The following is a 19,206-nucleotide window of genomic DNA, read 5'->3' as shown; positions in this document are numbered from 1 at the left end:
AGATAGATCAGTCCAGCAGCGCCAGCGCGCCGTAATCCCCGACCTTGTCGCCCAGCCCCGCCGGCACGAGTTCCACTCCGCGCGTCAGCGGCACCAGCTTGCCGGCGATCTCCGACTGCAGGCGCGGCAGCAGGAAGTCGCGGTGGTTCCAGAACACGCTGCCGCCCAGGCTGATGCGCTGCAGATCGAGCGTTGCGATCAAGTTGTAGAGCATGCGGCCCATCACGCGGCATTGGGTATCGACGATGTGCAGCGCATGCGTGTCGCCCTGGGTGGCGGCCGCGAACAGGTCGGCTGGCGATTGCCGAAAGCGCCGCGCCATCGAGTTGCCGCCGATCAGCGCCTCGACATCGCCGACGTTGCCGCAGCCGCACAGCGCGCCGCTGGCGTCGTCGACCACGAAGCTGTGGCCGGCGTGGCCGGCGTTGCCGTTCTTGCCGCGCAGTACCCGCCCGCCAACGCACAAGCCGACGCCGATGCCGGTGCTCCAGGTGACGTAGGCGCAGTCGTCGATGCCTTTGAGCGCGCCCCACTGGCGCTCGGCTTCGAGGGCGGACACGGCATCGTTCTCCACGCGCACATAGGCAAAGCGCTGGGCCAGCGGCGCTTCGAGCAACGCCGTCATCCATTGATTGGGCAAGCCGCCTGATGGGCCAGCGATGCCGCCGCAAATGTTGGGCGAGGCGACTTCCACCTTGCCGTCGCGCAGTTCGAAAGGGCCGGTCGTCGACACGCCGACACGGCTGACCGACGCCGGGTCGACACCCTGCTCGGCACAGACCGCATCGATCAGCCGCATGACTTGCAGCGCGAGTGCGTCGTTGTTGCCGGTCCGGGCTGTGGGTTCGCTGCGACGGCCGAGCAACGGCACATCAGCGGAAGGAGAAAGACTGACGGCCACCTTGGTGCCGCCGATGTCGACGCAGGCTCTCATCGAGTCGTGATCCTTGGTTGTCGCTTGGTTATGTTCAAAGGTCGGACTCAAATCCAGCGCGCGATGAGCGCCGCGATCATGCTGAGCAGCACCGTGCTGGCGATCGGCAATTGCCACTCACGTCCAAGCGCGCGGAATTCGAAATCGCCCGGCAAGCGGCCGAAGCCGAACTTGCGCAGCCACTGCGTGAGCCCGCTCATCAGCACCAGCGCCAGCACGACGACGATCAGCCAACGGATCATGCGAGGCTTCGAGCGTTCAGGATGCCGAGCGCGGCGCGGTGCAGTTCAGGCGTGGCGGCGGCGATAACGCGACCGTCGGACGCGAGGCCGAGGGGCTGGCCGAGCCAGTCGGTGACGACGCCACCGGCGGCTTCTATCAGCCCGGTCGGGCCGAGATAGTCGTAGGGCTGCAAGCCGGTTTCCACCACCAGGTCGATGGTGCCGCCGGCCAACTGCGCATAGCCGTAGCAGTCGCCGCCGAAGCGACGCATGGCGCACTGCCGGCTCAATCGGTCGAACGCCTGCCAGTCGGCGGCGTTGAAGATGTCCGGCGACGTCGTCACGATGCGGGCCTTGTCGATCGCCCTGCAGCTGCTGACCTCGACCGTCTCGCCATTGCGCTGCGCACCCCTGCCGGCCTGCCCGATCCAGCGCTCGCCGAGCACCGGCATATCGACCATGCCGAAGACGACGCGGCCGCCTTGCAGCACGCCGACGAGCGTGCCCCACAGCGGTGAGCCGGTAATGAAGCTGCGCGTGCCGTCGATCGGGTCGAGCACCCAGATGCGGTCGGCGTCGAGACGCTCGGGCCCGTGCTCCTCGCCGTAGATGCCATCGGCGGGACAGCGCTCGCCGAGGATCTCGCGCATGGCGGTTTCGGCAGCGCGATCGGCCAGCGTCACGGGGCTGTCGTCGGCCTTGGTGATGATGTCGAGCGAGATGCGAAACCAGCGCATCGAGTGGGCAGCCGCAGCATCGGCCAACGCGTGGGCGATGGCCAGCGGATCGCGTGGATCTTGGGGCTCGTTGGCGGGGAAGCTCAATTCGGGACGTCCGTCGGTGGTCTGAAAAATGCTTGATTGAAAGCAGTCGCCAGATTAAACCCGACCGGCCGGCGATTGACAGCGCCGACGAGCGACGCCTACCATTCCCAAACAAACGATGAGCCATTCCGGCTCACGAAAGAAATCGATGTTGCGCATCTTTGTTCGAAGCGTCTATTGCGTACTGGCCCTGTGGATAGGCCTCATGACCGTCGCCAGTGCCACGCCGTCGCCAAGCGAAGACAAAGTCATCCAGACCTTGATCCAGCGCGTCGAGACGACCACCGACATGGTTTTCGTGCGCAACGGCAGTGAGTACAACGCGACCGATGCCGCCTCGCACATGCGCAGCAAGTACGACCACTTCAAGGCAGAGATCGTCACTGCCGAAGACTTCATCGAGCGCTGCGCCACCCGCTCCGAGATGACCAAGGTCGCCTACAAGGTGAGGCTGGCCGGCGGCGCGGCGATGCGCGAATCGGGCGACTTCTTACGGGACGAACTGCGCAAGCTGCGGCAGCACTGAACCGCGCTCACAGGGTATGCGTGCGCTCGCCCTCCGCGAAACCTATCGCATCCCACGGCGCGCCGACCGCAAAGCCGATGACCTTGAAGAGCTCACCCATTTCGTGCTCGTGCACCAGATGCGCCGCCATCGCGCGCTGCGCCGGCGTGCCCTGCTCCATGTGCGTCAGCAGCCCGCAATTCAAAAGAAACCTCGCCTGGCTGCAGTAGCCGAGCACTTCGAGCCCGGCGTTCTGGCCAGCCAGCGCGATGCCGGTGAAGTTGACGTGCGCAGTGATGTCCTTCAGCCCGACATCCGACAGCGGATCGCCGTCGGCCATGTGCGCGCGGTGGCACATCACGGTGCCCATGTGGCGTTGCGGGTGGTAGTACTCGGCCTCGGGAAAACCGTAGTCGATAAAGAACGCCGCGCCCTGCGTCAGCCGGTCGGCCAACGTGGCCATGAAAGCCTCGGCTTGGGGGTGGATCTCGGTGAGGTAGTCGTGGTCCCCGGTTACCTCGACGGGGGGCCGCAGCTCGGTCGGCCGGTCTTGCCACGACCATCCGTGGGCGTCCGGCGCCTTGACGACACCGCGCTCGAACCACGCGCCGCCGACGCGTGCCAGCAGTTGCACCGGCATCGCGTCGAGCACCTCGTTGCCGACGACCACGCCTTGCATCGTCTCCGGCAACTCAGCGAGCCATTCGACCCGGTCGCCATGCGCTGCCAGCGCCAGTTGCTGCCGCGCCCGCAAGGTGCCGGAGAGGTCGACGATGCGATAGCGCGCAACCTTGGTGCCAAGCGCCGCGAGCGCATCCAGCAACTGCCCCGCTAGCGCGCCGGAGCCAGCGCCGAACTCCCACACCGTGTCGGTGCCAGTCTTGTCCAGGGCTTGGGCCACCTGTGCGGCCAGAGTGCGGCCGAACATCGGCGTCAGTTCTGGCGCGGTGACGAAATCGCTGCCCGACGACGGCATCTGTCCGAACTTGGTGGAACTGTTCGCGTAGTAGCCCAACCCCGGTGCGTACAAGGCCATGGCCATGAAGCGGTCGAACGGCAGCCAGCCACCGCCGCGCTCCAGCGCGGCATCGATAATCCGGGTCAACGGGTTGGCGCGCACGGCGCCGCATTCCAAATTCATTCGAGAAATTTATCAGGATGGCCGACATGGTCGCTTCGACCCCTTCAGCAAGACCACGCGGCGTGCTCGTTACGGGCGGCGGGCGACGGCTGGGCGCGGCCATCTGCGAAGCCTTCGCGCGAGCCGGATGGCAGGTGTGGTGCCACTACCGCGCCTCGCGCGACGCTGCCGAAACCCTGTGTGCCAGTCTGCGCGATGAAGGCTTTGCCGCCACCGCCATCGAAGCGGACATCGACGACGAAGACGCGCGCAGGGTGCTGGTCGAACGAATTTCTGCTGCCACGCCGCTGGCATGCATCGTCAACAACGCTTCTGCTTTCGAGCCGGACACCGCGCTGGATTTCAAGCCGGACGACGCGCTCAGGCAACTCGGCGTAAACCTCATCGCGCCGATGTCTTTCGCGCGGCTGCTGGCGCAGCAACCAGCCGATGGCACCGACCGGTCGGTGGTCCACATTCTCGACCAGAAGGTGTTCAACCTGAACCCCGACTACTTCTCCTACACCGTGTCGAAGCTGGCGCTCGAGCGCGCCGTGTCGCTGCAGGCGCAGGCGCTGGCGCCCGCCGTGCGCGTGTGCGGCGTGGCGCCGGGCATCCTGTTCACCAGCGGCCCGCAAGACGAAACCAACTTCGCGCGGGCTGCGCGCGCCAACCTCATGCGTCGGCCGATCGACCCCGCCGACGTGGCGCGCACCTGCGTTTTTCTGGCCGGCACGCCGAGCGTGACCGGCACCACCCTGTGCGTCGACAACGGCCAGCATTTGGTGCCGCTGGAACGCGACATCATGTTCGTCGTCGACGATTTGCTGAAAGCTTCCCCGCCATGACCACTGCCGCCCTCGATCCCCTGCTGCTCTCCTGCCGACGCGTCTTTTTGAAGAACTACGAGGTCTGGATCAACATCGGCGTGCACGAGTTCGAAAAGAAGGCCGAGCAGCGGGTAACCATCAACGTCGACCTGTATGTGCCGCTGGAAATTTCGACGCCCAAAGCCGACGAGTTGGACGAAGTTGTCGACTACGACTTCATTCGCCGAACCGTGGCAGCGCGGCTGTCTCAGGGGCATATTCATTTGCAGGAGACGCTGTGCGACGACCTCCTGGCGGCCATATTGGCGCATCCGAAGGTGCACGCGGCACGCGTGTCGAGCGCCAAACCCGATGTCTATCCCGACTGTGAAGCGGTGGGCGTCGAAGTCTTCAGGAGCAAATGAACATGGTAGAAAACGCATGAGCGCCGTCTGGACTGACGAGGTCGCGCCATCGGCCAACCTCAAGATCGAGCGCGACACGCACAAGCTTGAAAAGCGCCTGTGTCGTGAAGTCGGCCGCGCCATAGTCGACTACAACATGATCGAAGAAGGCGACAAGGTCATGGTGTGCGTGTCGGGTGGCAAAGACAGCTACGCGATGCTCGACATCCTGCTGAAGCTGAAAGCCCGCGCGCCGATTCATTTCGACTTGATCGCCGTCAACCTCGACCAGAAGCAACCGGGTTTTCCTGAAGAAGTGCTGCCCAAGTACCTGAGCGAACTCCGCGTGGCCTTTCATATCGAGAACCAGGATACGTACAGCATCGTCAAGCGTGTCATCCCCGAAGGCAAGACGACCTGCGGCCTGTGCAGCCGGCTGCGGCGCGGCATCCTGTATCGCGTGGCCGATGAACTGGGCGCCACCAAGGTCGCGTTGGGGCATCACCGCGACGACATGCTGCAGACCTTCTTCCTCAACATGTTCTTTGCCGGCAAGCTCAAGAGCATGCCGCCCAAGCTCGTGAGCGACGACGGCCGCCACATCGTCATTCGGCCGCTGGCCTACGTGGCTGAAAAAGATCTGGTGCGCTGGGCGCAGCACCGAGAATTTCCGATCATTCCGTGCACGCTGTGCGGCAGCCAGGAAAACCTGCAGCGCAAGCAGGTTGGCGAGATGCTGCGCGACTGGGACAAGAAGCATCCCGGCCGTGTCGAAAACATGTTCACCGCGCTGCAGAACGTGGTGCCGTCGCACTTGCTAGACGGCACGCGTCACGATTTCAAGGGATTGAAGGCGACGGGCGTCGCGGACGACGAAGGCGACAAGGCGTTCGACGCGCCGAACTTCGATGCGCTGGCGCCGACCTTGCCGCCGTTGTCCATGCGCCCGGGGTCATTGGCGCAATCGGCTTTGCAAATCGTGCAGGTTTGAGGCGTGGAAATTCAGACATGAGCGGGGCGAGACGACCCAGGCGCGCTCTGTTGGCCCCCGCCTCCCTTTTTATGCTGGTCGCGCTGTCTGGTTGTGCCACCAATTGGGTGGTCGACAGCGATGTCCGCAGTTTTTCGAGGCTGGCAGTTGCACCGGTAATGGCCGATGCCACCTACCGCTTCGAGCGGCTTCCGTCGCAGCAGTCGAACGAGGCGGCACAGCAATCGATCGAGTCAATGGCGAGCGCCGCGCTGGGCAATGTCGGTCTCCGGCGCGACGATGCGAAGCCGCGCTACAGCGCGCAGATCGACGCACGCGTGGACGCGTCGCGCCCGCCGTTTGCCGAGCCGTTGCTCTACGGTGCCCGTCAAGGGCTAGGGTTCGGCGCAAGGGTCGACTACGGTTACCGGGGGTTCTACGGTCCGGCGTTCCCGGAAATGGCGAACTCCTGGTATGTCAGGGAAGTCAGCATCGTGCTGCGCGAACTTGCTTCGGGCCAGGTGGTCTACGAGACACACGCAAGCAACGACGGGCCTTACAACCGGAGTGCGGCCATACTTTCAGTCTTGTTCGAAGCCGCTCTGCAGGGCTTTCCGAACCCGCCCGCCGGCGAGCGGCGCGTAGACATCGCCTTGCCCGGCACCAACGCCCCGGCCCGGCCCTAGATCGTTCCGGATGGAAGAGGCCACGCGACTCATTGCCGTGCGCCATGGCGAAACCGCATGGAACGTCGGCACACGCATTCAGGGGCAACTCGACATCGGCCTCAACGCCATAGGCGAATGGCAGGCCCGTCGCGTCGGACAGGCGCTGGCCGACGAAGCCATCGACGTGATCTACGCCAGCGACTTGGCGCGCGCATGGAACACGGCGCTCGAGATTGCGCGACCACTCGGGCTCCAGGTCAGGCCGGAGCCCCGGCTGCGAGAGCGCGCTTTCGGATGTTTCGAAGGTATGAGTTTTGCGGAGATCGAGCAAAACTTGCCCGATCAGGCGCGGCTGTGGCGAGAGCGGGACCCCGCCTTCACGCCCGAGGGTGGTGAAAGCCTGCTGGTGTTTCGTGATCGCATCACTGCAGTGGCGGCCGAACTCGCCGCTCGCCATCCCGGCGAATTGGTCGTGCTGGTCGCGCACGGCGGCGTGATGGACGTTCTCTATCGTGCTGCAACCCGGCAGGGCTTGCAGGCACCCCGTACCTGGATGCTGGGCAACGCCTCCATCAACCGGCTCCTTTGGACTCCCGAAGGTTTGATCCTCGTGGGCTGGAGCGACACAACGCATCTGAACGACGCCCTTAACGACGACGCAACGGTCTAGACGATCAAAAAGCGCTGTTGCGCCTGCCGCAGCAATAGACCCTTGCTATCGAAAATTCGTCAAAATTTGACGTTTCGATGTCAGTCGTTTGTATTCAAAAAGTAAAAACGCGCGCACAATCTCATCAAGCAAGATGCCTTGTCAACACGCCAATCGAAACGAAATGCGTCAAGTGTTGCCGCGTTCGTGTTCAAGAAATAGGCCGTTGAACATGTCGTTTGGCCGGTGGTAACCGACTTGGTCTCTCGGCAGGATGGTGGCAACGGACAAGAGTGAGTGCTTTGTAATTAAGTGAATAACGGTTCTGATCTTGTTTATGTACTGATCAGGCCGGGGCCAAAGGATCTTCGATGACAGCTTTCATACCGGTACACCAGCGCATCGCGTTGCGCGCGGCGGCGAACCCGAAGAAGGTTGCTGTATCTTGTAACGGCGTATCGATCACTTACGAAGAGCTCAACAGCCGCTCCAACCAGCTGGCGCGACGTCTGCAGCGCGCCGGAGCAGGTCGCAACAAACTGATAGCCATCGGCATGGAGCGTTCCATCGACATGGTGGTCGGACTGCTCGCGATCTTGAAATCCGGCAGCGCCTACCTCCCGATCGATCTCGAATATCCGATGGAGCGGCTCGATTTCACGGTCAGTGACGCGCAACCGGTGGCGATGCTGACCACCGCAGCCAGCGCGGCCGCCATGGGGGCGTCGTCGGCACCGGTGTTCCTGGTGGACGACGGCAGTGCGGCAAACGAGGACAGCAGCAACGTCGGCACGGCCGACCCTGATGCGCTGGCCTATGTGATCTACACCTCAGGTTCGACTGGCCGGCCCAAGGGCTGCCTGGTCACGCACCTGAACGTCACCCGGCTTTTCGATGCGACCGATGCCTGGTACAACTTTGGGCCCGACGACGTGTGGCCGCTCTTTCACTCCCACGCCTTCGACGTGTCCGTTTGGGAAATCTGGGGATCGCTCAGCTACGGCGGCCGACTGGTCGTGGTGCCCTATCTGACAACGCGCTCGCCCGACGACTTTCTCGCATTGCTGGTGCGCGAACAGGTCACGGTCCTGAATCAGACGCCATCGGCTTTCAGGCCGTTGATCGAAGCCGATCGGCGCGCCGCGCTGGCACCGGACGCGCTCCATTTGCGCTACGTGATTTTTGCGGGCGAACCCCTCTCCTTCGAAATGCTGCGCCCGTGGTACGAGCGCCATGGCGACGCCATGCCGCTCATGGTCAACATGTACGGCATCACCGAGACCACCGTCCACGTCACCTATCGTCCGGTGAGCTGGCAAGACCTCGAACTGCGCCGCGGCAGCATGATCGGCTGCCCGATTCCCGATCTGCGCATCGATCTGCTGAACGAACAGTTGCAACCGGTGGCCGATGGCGACATCGGTGAGATCGTCGTCAGCGGCCCCGGCGTCACCAACGGTTACCTCCGACGCCCCGACCTGACGGCGCAGCGATTCATCGACTGGACCGACCCGGCCACTGGTGCAACCTTACGCGCCTACCGTTCCGGCGATCTCGGGAAACGCCATCCCGATGGGGACATCGAATGCCTGGGTCGCATGGACCATCAGGTCAAGATCCGGGGCTTTCGCATCGAGACCGGCGAGATTGAAAATCTGTTGCTCGGGCACGCCGGTGTTCGGGAGTGCGCTGTGCTGGCTCGCACCGACCATGCCGATGGCGAACCGCGGCTGGTGGCTTATGTAGTGATGGCTGCAGGGCATGTTCCGGCGTCCGAACTCCGCAGCCACCTCGCCAAGGACCTCCCGCAGTTCATGCTGCCGGCCGCCTTCGTCGAGCTGCCCATGTTGCCAATCACCGAAAACGGCAAGCTCGATCGCCGCGCGCTGCCTGCGCCCCCGCGCGAACGCCCCGAGCTGGCGACGCCTTATCAAGCGCCATCGACTGCGCTCGAAGAACGGGTGTGCCAGGTGTTCACCGAAGTGCTGGAGATCGACCAGACCGGCCTTGCGGACAACTTTTTCGAACTTGGCGGCACCTCGCTGCTGGTGACCCGTGCACTGGTCATGCTGCAGGGCGCGGGTCAGCGCACGCTGGGCGTGACCGACTTCTTTGCCGACCCGACGCCGCGCGCGCTGGTTCGGCTGTTGCTCGCACCGACGGCACCTGCGGCCGTGTCACCCGGTGTCGCCGGGACCCGTGTCGAGCGCACTGGCAGCGGTCTGGAACCTGTCGCCATCATCGGCATGGCGGGACGCTTCCCCGGCGCGGCCGACATCGAACAGTTCTGGGACAACCTCTGCGCTGGCCGCGAGACCATCACCTTTTTCGACGACGCCACGCTGGACCCGAGCGTGAGCGCCGAACTGCGCGCCGACCCGGCCTATGTCAAGGCGCGTGGCGTGATCGCCGATACCGAGATGTTCGACGCTGCCTTTTTCGGCATCAACCCGAAAGAAGCGGCGCTGATGGACCCGCAGCAACGCATCTTTCTGGAGTTGTGCTGGGAATGCGTGGAGCGAGCCGGCTATGCGCCCGACAGTGCGCCGGGCACCGTGGGCGTGTTCGCCGGCATGTACGGCAGCACCTACCTCCACCGCCATGTGATGCCCCGCCCCGACCTGATCGAGCAGGTCGGCGACTTCCAGGTGATGCTGGGCAACGACAAGGACTTCATCGCCACCCGCGTTGCGCATCGGCTCAACCTGACCGGCCCCGCCATCAGCGTGCACTCGGCCTGCTCGACCTCCCTGGTCGCGATTGCGCAGGCGTTCTCTGCGATCCGCAACGGCGACTGCGATATGGCGCTGGCAGGTGCCGCTTCCATCACTTCGCCGCCACGCAGTGGCTACCTTCATGAAGACGGCGCGATGCTGTCGCCCGACGGCCACACGCGCAGCTTTTCTGCCGGGGCCCAAGGCACCGTGTTCAGCGACGGCGCGGCCGTTGTGCTGCTCAAGCGCCTGTCGGCCGCACTGGCCGATGGCGATACCGTGCACGCCGTGCTGCGCGGCACAGCCGTCAACAACGATGGTGGCGTCAAAGCGAGCTTTACGGCACCGAGCGTGGACGGTCAGGCCCGCGTGATCACTGCTGCGCTGGCCTCGGCGGGCGTCGACGCGCGAAGCGTTTCCTATGTCGAGGCACACGGCACCGCGACGCCGATGGGCGACCCGATCGAGATCGCAGCGCTGACCAAAGCCTATGGCGCCCAGACCACGGACACCGGTTTCTGCGCAGTTGGCTCTCTCAAAAGCAATATCGGTCACATCGTCGCGGCTTCGGGGGCGGCAGGCCTGATCAAGACCGCGCTGGCGCTGCAAGGCGAATGCATTCCGCCTTCGATTCATTTCGATGCGCCGAATCCCGCGATCGACTTCGGCGCAACACCATTCCGCGTGGCCGATCGCATGTTGGCGTGGCCCCGCGTCGACCAGCCACGCCGGGCGGGCGTCAGCTCATTCGGCGTCGGTGGCACCAACGCCCATGTGATCGTGGAAGAAGCGCCGCTTCGACCGCCATCGGACGCCACGAATGCGCCGCAGTTGCTGGTGCTCTCGGCCCGTTCGCCAGCAGCGCTTGCTACCGCCAGTGCCCGATTGGCCGACCACCTCGAAGCCCATCCGGGCCTGTCGCTCGCCGACGTGGCGCACACCCTGCGCATCGGTCGAAAGGCGTTTGCGCAGCGCGGCTGCGTCGTGGCATCGTCTACGACACAAGCGGTCATGGCTCTGCGCGCAATCGATGCGCCGTTGCGCGCCACCGGCGCGACAGGCGCCCGCGTGCCGCAACCGGTCTTCATGTTTCCAGGCCAGGGCGCGCAGTACGCCGGCATGGGCAGCGCCCTGTATGCGGCGGAGCCGGTTTTCCGCGCCGCGTTCGACGAATGCCTTGCCGCGTTCGGTGACGTGCTGCCCTTCGATCTGCGCGAACGCATGTTCTCGGTCGACATCGCGGCACTGGCGCCGACGTCGGTTACGCAGCCGGCCACCTTCGTTCTGGAATACGCGCTCGCCCGACAACTCATGGCGCTGCAGGTCGCGCCGGTCGCATTGATGGGTCACAGCGTAGGCGAGTTCGTGGCCGCGGTGCTGGCCGGCGTCATGCGACTGCAAGACGCTGCCCGCCTCGTCGCGGAGCGCGGCGCTTTGATGCAAGCCTTGCCATCGGGGTCGATGCTCTCGGTTCGCCTGTCAGCCGTCCAAATGCAGGCGCGCTTGCCCGCCGGCCTCTCGTTGGCCGCCGACAACGGACCGACCGCCAGCGTGGTGGCCGGGCCCACCGACGAAGTCGAACGCCTGCGCACACAACTCGAAGCAGATGGCGTCGCCGCCAAGCTGCTGCAGACCTCGCACGCGTTCCACTCCGCCATGATGGATCGGGCTGTGGCGCCGTTCGAAGCCCTCGTGCACGGCATCGTGCTGTCGGCGCCCACGATACCGATCTACTCCACCTTAACGGGCGCCTTGTTGAAGCTCGAGGAAGCCATCGATCCGCACTACTGGGCACGTCATCTTCGCGAGACCGTGCGCTTTTCGCCGGCAGTGCAAGCGGTGCTGGCACAAATACCGGAAGCCGTGTTCGTCGAGATCGGTCCCCGCAACACGCTGGCGACGCTGGTACGCCAGCACGCGAACAAAGCACTGCCCGTCTCCGCGCTGTCCCTGCTCGGCGACCGCCCCGAAAACGAACGCGACGCGTGGCGGCTGGCCGCTGGCCGACTCTGGACGATCGGTGCCGACATCGCGCTCGACCAGCTCGACACGCGCAATCGCAAGCACCGTCTGCTGTTGCCGACCTACCCCTTCGAGCGCAAGCGCTTCTGGGTCGACATCGAGCCCACTGCTTCCGCCATTCCGTCTATTCCTCCTTCTTCAATTGCCTTACCGGAGTCGTCCATGACAACCGCCGCTTCCACAGCCCACACGGCGCCTCCGCGACGCAGCAACCTGACCAGTGCGTTGCAAGCCCTGTTCGAGGACATTTCCGGCATCGACATGGCCGGCGCCGACGGCTCGACGCCTTTCGTCGAAATGGGTTTCGATTCGTTAACGCTCACGCAGGCCGCCCTGCAGGTCAAGAAGCAGTTCAAGACAAATCTGAGCTTCAGGCAGTTGATGGAGAGCTACCGGACATTCGATTCGTTGGCCGCGTACCTTGACGCCACGCTACCGCCCGATCCGATCGCGACACCGGTTGCGGTTCCTCCCCCCGTCGCAGCCGTTGCGGTGGTGGCGCAGCCCGTGTCCGCCGCCATGACGTACGCCGCACCTGTCGCTCCCGTCGCCATGGACTCGGCGACCGGTACGCTCGTTCAGCAGGTCATCGCGCAACAGATGCAGCTGATGCAGCAGCAGTTGGCCTTGTTGTCGGCAACGCCTTCATTGCCCACGCCGGTCGCAATGTCGGCCATGTCGGTAGCACCCGCCGCAGTGGCGCAGGTTGCAACGACAGCGCCCGTCGTTGCGATACCCGTCGCAACCATCGCTCCTGAAACGCCTTCGGCCGAGACCGAAGGCACGATGAAGTACGACGTCAAGAAAGCGTTCGGCGCCATCGCCCGTATCCACACGCAGTACAAGGAGCCGACCGACCGGCAAAAGGCACGGCTGGCGTCGTTCATTCGCCGCTACACCGAGCGCACTGCCAAGAGCAAGGCTTTCACCCAAGCCAACCGGCCGGTGATGGCCGACCCGCGTGTGGTCAACGGCTTCCGTCCGGCGACCAAGGAAATGGTCTATCAGATCGTGGTCGAACGTTCCAAGGGTTCGCAGTTTTGGGACATCGACGGTAACCAATACGTCGACGTGCTGAGCGGCTTCGGCATGAACCTGTTCGGCTGGCAGCCCGACTTCGTGAACGACGCGGTGAGGAAGCAACTCGACCTCGGCTACGAAATCGGCCCGCAGCATCCATTGGCTGCCGACGTGTCGCGCACCATCTGCGAACTCACCGGCCACGACCGTGCAGCACTGTGCAACACCGGCTCCGAAGCCGTGATGGCGGCCATCCGCATTGCACGCACCGTGACGGGCCGCAACACCGTCGTAGTGTTCACCGGCTCCTACCACGGCACCTTCGACGAAGTGCTGGTGCGTGCCGGGCGCGAGGCCAAGGGCATGCCTGCCGCGCCGGGAATCATGCGCGGCATGTTCGGCGACGTGCGCGTGCTCGACTACGGCACGCCCGAAGCACTCGAATTCATTCGTGACAACGCCGACGACCTGGCCGCCGTGCTGGTGGAGCCGGTGCAGAGCCGTCGCCCCGACTTCCAGCCGCGCGACTTCCTGCGCGAGGTGCGCGCCATCACGGAGAAATCGAAGACCTGCCTGATCTTCGACGAGGTGATTACCGGCTTCCGTTCACACCTCGGCGGTTGCCAGGCCATCTTCGGCATTCGCGCCGACCTGGCTTCCTACGGGAAGGTCATCGGCGGCGGCTTCCCGGTCGGCGTGGTCGCCGGCAAGCGCGAGTACATGGACTCGCTCGACGGCGGCGCCTGGCAGTACGGCGACGACTCGATCCCGACCGTGGGCGTCACCTACTTCGCCGGCACCTTCGTGCGCCATCCGCTTGCACTGGCTGCTTGCAAGGCATCGCTCGATCATCTGAAGGAATCGGGCGAAGGCCTTCAGACGCAGCTCAATCTGCACACCGCCGCGATGGCCGACGAGCTCACCGCCTTCTGCCGCGAGGTCGGCGCGCCGCTCGAGATTCGTTACTTCACCTCGCTCTGGCGCATCAGCTGGCTCGAAGACCATCCGTTCCAGGATTTGATGTTCGCCATGATGCGCAGCCGCGGCGTGCACATCCTCGACAATTTCCCCTGCTTCATGACGACGGCGCATTCGCACGAAGACATCGCGCGCATCAAGTCGGCCTTCAAGGAATCGGTCGCGGAGATGCAGGAAGCCGAGTTCCTGCCGCGCCGCGTGACGGCCGAACCGAGCTTCGATGCCGCCCATCCACCGGTGCCGAATGCCCGCCTGGGCCGCGACAAGGACGGACAGCCCGCCTGGTTCGTGCCCGATCCGGCGGCACAAGGCAAATTCATGAAGATTCAGGCATGAACAGCGCAGTGATGGAACCACCCGACATGGGAATCCCACAAGCCGCCTCCGTTGCAATGGAATTCGATCCCTTTGCAGGTGGCGCGATCGAACAAATCGTCTCGACCACCGAAGCGCAGCGTGAAGTGTGGCTCGGCGACAAGTTGAGCCAGCAAGCCTCGCTGGCTTACAACGAAGCAGTCAAGCTGCGCCTGCGCGGTGTGCTGGACACGCGCGCACTCGCTGCCACGCTCGACAGCCTGATCGCGCGTCACGACTCACTGCGCGCGACGATTTCGCCGGACGGCACGCAATTGCTGATTGGGGAAGCTACTCCGCTCTCGATGAGCGAGCACGACCTGGCACATCTGGATGCCAAGGCGCAGGCGAAGTCGCTCGACGAAGATTGCGTCACCGCAGTCACGGAGCCGTTCTCTCTAGAAGAAGGTCCACTTTTTCGCGCAGCGCTGTACCGGCTTTCGCCGGTCGACAACGTGCTCTTGATGACCGCGCACCACGCGGTCTGCGACGGCTGGTCGTGGGGCGTGATCACCGAAGAACTTGGCCAGCTGTATGCCGAACAAATCGGAGAAGGGCCGGCCCTGGAGGCCGCGGCGCAATACGCCGACTACACCGCATGGGAAGCGGCCGAAACGGCCAGCCCCGCGATGCAGGACCACGTCGACTACTGGCTTTCGCGCTTTGGCGGCAGCACGTTGCCCGTGCTCGAATTGCCCGTCGACCATCCGCGCGCTGCGGTGCGCACTTTCACCTCGCAGCGCATCGATCACCTGCTCGACCGCGAACTCGTCGACGCACTCCGCAAGGTCGGCGCAGCATCGGGCACCAGCCTGTTCGCGACGATGTTCGGCGCCTTCGCCACCCTGCTGCACCGCCTGACCGAACAAGATGATCTGGTCATCGGCATTGCCGCTGCCGGGCAGATGGCCGCCGATATGCCGACGCTGGTCGGGCACTGCGTCAACTTGCTGCCCATGCGCGTGTCAGTCGACGGGCAGTTGCCGTTCCATGCACTGGTGCGCCAGTCCGGTACCGCGCTGCTCGACGCTTTCGAGCATCAGTCGCTGACCTATGGCACGTTGCTCAAGAAGCTTCCCGTGCCGCGCGACCCGAGCCGGCTGCCGCTGGTCAACGTGCTCTTCAACGTCGACCGCGATGCAGCACCGGGCAACGGCACCTTCCCGGGCCTCGAGGCGCAGGCGAGCAGCGTGGCGCGCCGCTTCGAGAACTTCGAGCTGTTCCTGAACGTGACGCCCGTGACCGGCGGCATGCAGGTCGAGACCCAATACAACGCCGACCTGTTCGACGAGCAGACCGTGCGCCGCTGGCTTGCGATGTACGAGTGCCTGATGCGCTCGGCGGTGCAAGACCCTTCGCAAGGCCTGGCCCGCATGAACATGCTGCCGGCGACCGAAGCGGCTGTGCTGCGCGCGTTGCAGCCCGCTGCAACGCCGGTGTCGGGTCCGGCGCTCATGCACGCAGGCTTCGTCGCGCAGGCGGCTCAGCAACCGACGCGCGCCGCGTTGCGCGCAGGCGTGACGGAGTGGACATACGCCGAACTCGACCAGCGCTCCAACCGAATGGCGCACGCACTACGCGCTCGTGGCGTGCAGCGCGGCCAGCATGTCGGCCTGTGCCTGAACCGAAGCGCCGACATGATGGTCGCCGTACTGGCCATCCTGAAAGCAGGCGCCACGTACATTCCGCTCGATCCTGAATTTCCGAAGGCACGCCTCGACTACTACGCCGAAGACGCCAAGCTGGCGTTGCTGGTGACCGATTCGCAAAACGAGGCCGCACCACGCGAATGGTGTGCGGATGCAGGCGATCGTCTGTTCGAGATCGACAGCGACACGTCCTGGCTCGACCTGCCGGGCGAGTCGCTGGCGCCGAGCGCCAAGGACGCCTTGCCAGAAGACCCGGCCTACGTGATCTACACATCAGGCTCCACCGGCAAGCCGAAGGGCGTTTGCGTGCCGCATGGCGCCGTCGCCAACTTCTTTCAGAGCATGCGTCGCGAGCCCTCGATCGCGGCTGACGACAAGCTCGCCGCCGTAACCACGCTGTCGTTCGACATCGCCGTGCTCGAGCTGATGCTGCCGCTGATCGCCGGCGCCGAAGTCGTGATGGTGCCGCGCGAAACCGCCATGGACGGCAACGCGCTGGCCGCACTCCTCGACGCCACCGGCGCAACCATGATGCAGGCCACGCCAGGCATGTGGCGCTTGCTGGTCGATGCGCAATGGCAAGGCCCACGCGGCTTCCGCGCGTTGGTCGGTGGCGAGAGCCTGCCGGCAGACCTCGCGCAAGAAATGCTGCTGCGCTGCGGCGAAGTCTGGAATATGTATGGCCCGACCGAGACCACTGTGTGGTCGACGCTCTGGCGTGTGACTGCGGCAGGCCTGGCCGAGCGCAGCGTGTCGATCGGCAAGCCGATCGCCAACACCACGGTGTGGATCGTCGATGCGCAAGGCCAGCCATGCCCCGTCGGCATCCCCGGTGAAATCTGCATCGGCGGCAAGGGCGTGACGCTCGGCTACCTCGACCGGCCCGAGTTGACGGCGGAAAAGTTCGTCTCGCATCTGCTCGGCGGCACCGAGGGCACGATGTACCGGACCGGCGACCGCGGTCGCTGGCGCAACGACGGCCTGCTCGAACACATGGGCCGTTTCGACTTCCAGGTAAAGGTCCGCGGCTACCGCATCGAACTCGGCGAGATCGAAGCGCGCTGCGACGAGGCCGCCGGCGTCGCACGCAGCGTGGTCATCACGCGCGAAGACCAGCCGGGCGACGTGCGTCTGGTGGCCTACCTGGCGACGTCGCCGGGCGCTTCGATCGACCTGGTCGAACTCGACCGCCACCTGCGTGCCCGCCTGCCGCAATACATGGTGCCGCAGCACGTGGTGGTGCTCGACGCCCTGCCGCTGTTGCCCAACGGCAAGGTCGACCGCAAGGCGCTGCCCAAACCAGAAACTCCGCAACACGACGCAGCAGAACGCGTGGCGCCACGCAACGACGGCGAACGCCGCGTGCTCGAGGTGATGGAAAAGGTCTTGAACCTCCCGGGCCTCGGCATTCGCGACGACTTCTTCGCGCTGGGCGGGCATTCGTTGCTGGCCGCGCGGCTCGCAACTTTGCTCAGTCGCGAGTTCGACATCACGATCCCGCTGCGCACCTTGTTCGAAGCGCCGACGGCGGAACGACTGAACGAAGCGGTCGAAGCGATCGTCAGTTCGGGCGCGCCGCGCCGCGAGCCGATCGTTCATGTCGCAAATCGTCGCAGCGCGCCGCTGACACCGATGCAGGAGCGCATCCGCTTCATCGAAGACATGCATCCGGGTCGTCCTGTCTACAACGCACCGTCGGCCCACCGCCTGGGTGGCGCGCTCGATGTGAGCCGCTTCAAGGCAGCGCTCGGCGAGATCATTCGTCGCCAGCCCGCAATGCGCACGCAGATGGGCGTCGACCCGGAAACGAACGCGCCGGTCGAAATCATCATCGACGACATCGGCTACGCGCTGCCGGTGATCGACCTGGGTGCCATCCCTGCTGAGCAGCGTGAGGCCGAGCTGGCCGCACGCATGCAGGAAGTTGCCGACCGGCCGATGGACATCCATCGCGCGCCGCTCTTCAACGCAGCGTTGTACAAGCTGGCGGACGACGACCATGTGTTCGTCTTCGTGCCGCACCACCTGATCTGGGACGGCTGGTCTTTCGACATCCTGCAGACCGAGCTGAACGCGATTTACGGCGCTATGACGAAGGGCATCCCGCACAGCCTGCCGCCAGTGCCTATCAACCACGGCGACTACGCCGACTGGTACGCGCACTGGCTGCAGCAGCCCGATTTCCATGCGCACCTGCGGTACTGGAAGCAGCGCTTCGCCAGCGCGCCGTTGCCCAAGGCACCGCGCACAGACATGCCGCGCAAAGCCGGCATGAGCGGCGAAGGTGGCACGCACTGGATCAAGATCGACAAGGCGCTGACATCGCGCCTGCGCGACATCGGTCGCAACCAGGACGTCACCTTGAGCATGCTCACGCTCGGCGTCTACGTGTTGATGATGAGCGACGTGATCGACACGCGTTCGATCGTCATCGCGACGCCGGTGCGAGGCCGAGAAGCGCCCGAGACCGAATCGGTAATGGGTTTTTTCAACAACACGCTGCCGCTTTCGTTCCAGATCGATCGATCGTTGCCTTTCGGCGATTTCATGCGCTACATCAAGCAGGAATTGCTGTCGGTCATGAATCATCAGGAGGTGCCATTCGAACGCCTCGTGACCGAACCGGAATTTGCCGAACGTGCGCAACGCGTCGGCTTGTACCAAGGTCTCTTCTCGTTCCAGGATGCACGTGAGCGGCCGCGCGAAATCGGTGGTCTGGCCTATCGCCAGATGCACTTGCTGCAACGCGGCGCCACCGACGACCTCGGCATATGGCTGATGGACAAAGCCGATTGCCTCGAAGGCGCGATCGTCTACAACGCCGACGTGTACCGCCAAGAGACCGGGGCCGCTTTCAACGAACGCTATGCCGAACTCCTGCGCCGCGTATCGGAACACCCGGACAGCACGCTGGAGTCACTGGCCTCGTCCGAAGGTTCGGCCAGCGCGACATACCTGCGCCGCCTGGCACCGAGCAGTGCGGCCGCGATGATCGCCGACGCCCAGCGCGCCGCCGAATCACGCGCACGGCCTGCTCCTGACCTGCTGCGGCCCGAGCAGGCGCATCTCGCACAGGTCTGGGCCAGCGCCCTCGGCATCGACGTCAACGACATCCGTGCCAGCGACACATTCTTCGATCTGGGCGGCGATTCGCTGCTCGCCATGCGCGTCATCGCGCAGGCCGAAAAGGTCATGGGCTTCCGCATCGAGCCACGTCGTTATGTCTTTGAAAACCTCGGACAACTGGCTGTGACCGCATCAGGCACGGCGCTTGATTCAGTGGCCTCGACGTCGAACGACGACGAACCCAAACGTGGCCTGCTGGGTCGTGTTTTCAGCGGCTGGTCCCGCAAACGTTGAGGCAC

General features: G+C 64.7%; 12 protein-coding genes. 8 read left to right on the top strand and 4 right to left on the bottom strand.

The features are described 5' to 3' along the window. Positions 1-7: 7 nt before the first annotated feature. Genes RCH10_RS06845 through hisN form a run of 3 tightly spaced genes read right to left on the bottom strand, consistent with a single transcriptional unit; the run spans position 8 to position 1,979 of the window. Positions 8-934 carry an ROK family protein gene (locus tag RCH10_RS06845; protein ID WP_409051812.1) on the bottom strand — a complete coding sequence of 309 codons (927 nt, stop codon included), beginning with the start codon at positions 932-934 and terminating at the stop codon, positions 8-10. A 47-nt stretch (positions 935-981) separates the two neighbouring features. Beyond that, the gene (locus tag RCH10_RS06840; RefSeq protein ID WP_187054408.1) at positions 982-1,176 is read right to left on the bottom strand and encodes a DUF2905 domain-containing protein; all 195 of its coding nucleotides are present in this window, start codon (positions 1,174-1,176) and stop codon (positions 982-984) included. Beyond that, complete coding sequence (hisN, locus tag RCH10_RS06835) at positions 1,173-1,979, bottom strand: histidinol-phosphatase (RefSeq protein WP_409051811.1); 807 nt, start codon at positions 1,977-1,979, stop codon at positions 1,173-1,175. Before hisN ends, RCH10_RS06840 begins: the two co-directional genes overlap by 4 nt. A 148-nt stretch (positions 1,980-2,127) precedes the next feature. Here hisN and RCH10_RS06830 point away from each other — a divergent pair, with 148 nt between their 5' ends. After that, entirely contained in the window at positions 2,128-2,505 is a 378-nt protein-coding gene (locus tag RCH10_RS06830) for a DUF5329 family protein (protein ID WP_409051810.1), read from the top strand. A gap of 7 nt (positions 2,506-2,512) precedes the next feature. On the opposite strand, the gene RCH10_RS06825 is transcribed toward RCH10_RS06830, so the two are convergent. After that, the gene (locus RCH10_RS06825) at positions 2,513-3,526 is read right to left on the bottom strand and encodes a class I SAM-dependent methyltransferase (protein ID WP_409051987.1); all 1,014 of its coding nucleotides are present in this window, start codon (positions 3,524-3,526) and stop codon (positions 2,513-2,515) included. A gap of 125 nt (positions 3,527-3,651) precedes the next feature. Between RCH10_RS06825 and RCH10_RS06820 the strand changes: the two genes are divergently transcribed. From RCH10_RS06820 to RCH10_RS06790, 7 genes are all read left to right on the top strand, one after another. After that, positions 3,652-4,452 carry an SDR family oxidoreductase gene (locus RCH10_RS06820; RefSeq protein WP_409051809.1) on the top strand — a complete coding sequence of 267 codons (801 nt, stop codon included), beginning with the start codon at positions 3,652-3,654 and terminating at the stop codon, positions 4,450-4,452. Next, positions 4,449-4,838, top strand: a complete 390-nt coding sequence (locus tag RCH10_RS06815) for a dihydroneopterin aldolase (protein WP_409051808.1) — start codon at positions 4,449-4,451, stop codon at positions 4,836-4,838. Before RCH10_RS06820 ends, RCH10_RS06815 begins: the two co-directional genes overlap by 4 nt. 16 nt (positions 4,839-4,854) lie before the next feature. Next, the gene (ttcA, locus tag RCH10_RS06810; RefSeq protein ID WP_409051807.1) at positions 4,855-5,808 is read left to right on the top strand and encodes a tRNA 2-thiocytidine(32) synthetase TtcA; all 954 of its coding nucleotides are present in this window, start codon (positions 4,855-4,857) and stop codon (positions 5,806-5,808) included. Between the two features lie 50 nt (positions 5,809-5,858). After that, positions 5,859-6,473 (top strand): DUF4136 domain-containing protein, encoded by a 615-nt coding sequence (locus RCH10_RS06805; RefSeq protein WP_409051806.1) that lies wholly within the window; start codon positions 5,859-5,861, stop codon positions 6,471-6,473. A 10-nt stretch (positions 6,474-6,483) separates the two neighbouring features. Continuing rightward, positions 6,484-7,125, top strand: a complete 642-nt coding sequence (locus RCH10_RS06800; RefSeq protein ID WP_409051805.1) for a histidine phosphatase family protein — start codon at positions 6,484-6,486, stop codon at positions 7,123-7,125. Between the two features lie 350 nt (positions 7,126-7,475). Further along, positions 7,476-14,174, top strand: coding sequence for an amino acid adenylation domain-containing protein (locus tag RCH10_RS06795; RefSeq protein WP_409051804.1), 6,699 nt, complete (start codon positions 7,476-7,478; stop codon positions 14,172-14,174). Then, positions 14,171-19,201, top strand: coding sequence for an amino acid adenylation domain-containing protein (locus RCH10_RS06790; RefSeq protein WP_409051803.1), 5,031 nt, complete (start codon positions 14,171-14,173; stop codon positions 19,199-19,201). Before RCH10_RS06795 ends, RCH10_RS06790 begins: the two co-directional genes overlap by 4 nt. Positions 19,202-19,206 lie beyond the last annotated feature (5 nt).

Origin of the sequence: Variovorax sp. GrIS 2.14 (genome assembly GCF_046115955.1) — a bacterium.
GTDB lineage: Bacteria > Pseudomonadota > Gammaproteobacteria > Burkholderiales > Burkholderiaceae_C > Variovorax.
The sequence above is the reverse complement of the archived record's forward strand: the minus strand, read 5'-3'. Positions and strand labels throughout refer to the sequence as shown.

What these genes read in the sequence shown, in the direction of transcription:
- RCH10_RS06845 (WP_409051812.1), bottom strand. Translation starts at nt 934, where the DNA reads ATGAGAGCCTGCGTCGACATCGGCGGCACCAAGGTGGCCGTCAGTCTT.
- RCH10_RS06840 (WP_187054408.1), bottom strand. Translation starts at nt 1,176, where the DNA reads ATGATCCGTTGGCTGATCGTCGTCGTGCTGGCGCTGGTGCTGATGAGC.
- RCH10_RS06830 (WP_409051810.1), top strand. Translation starts at nt 2,128, where the DNA reads ATGTTGCGCATCTTTGTTCGAAGCGTCTATTGCGTACTGGCCCTGTGG.
- RCH10_RS06825 (WP_409051987.1), bottom strand. Translation starts at nt 3,526, where the DNA reads ATGGCCATGGCCTTGTACGCACCGGGGTTGGGCTACTACGCGAACAGT.
- RCH10_RS06820 (WP_409051809.1), top strand. Translation starts at nt 3,652, where the DNA reads ATGGTCGCTTCGACCCCTTCAGCAAGACCACGCGGCGTGCTCGTTACG.
- RCH10_RS06815 (WP_409051808.1), top strand. Translation starts at nt 4,449, where the DNA reads ATGACCACTGCCGCCCTCGATCCCCTGCTGCTCTCCTGCCGACGCGTC.
- ttcA (WP_409051807.1), top strand. Translation starts at nt 4,855, where the DNA reads ATGAGCGCCGTCTGGACTGACGAGGTCGCGCCATCGGCCAACCTCAAG.
- RCH10_RS06800 (WP_409051805.1), top strand. Translation starts at nt 6,484, where the DNA reads ATGGAAGAGGCCACGCGACTCATTGCCGTGCGCCATGGCGAAACCGCA.
- RCH10_RS06795 (WP_409051804.1), top strand. Translation starts at nt 7,476, where the DNA reads ATGACAGCTTTCATACCGGTACACCAGCGCATCGCGTTGCGCGCGGCG.
- RCH10_RS06790 (WP_409051803.1), top strand. Translation starts at nt 14,171, where the DNA reads ATGAACAGCGCAGTGATGGAACCACCCGACATGGGAATCCCACAAGCC.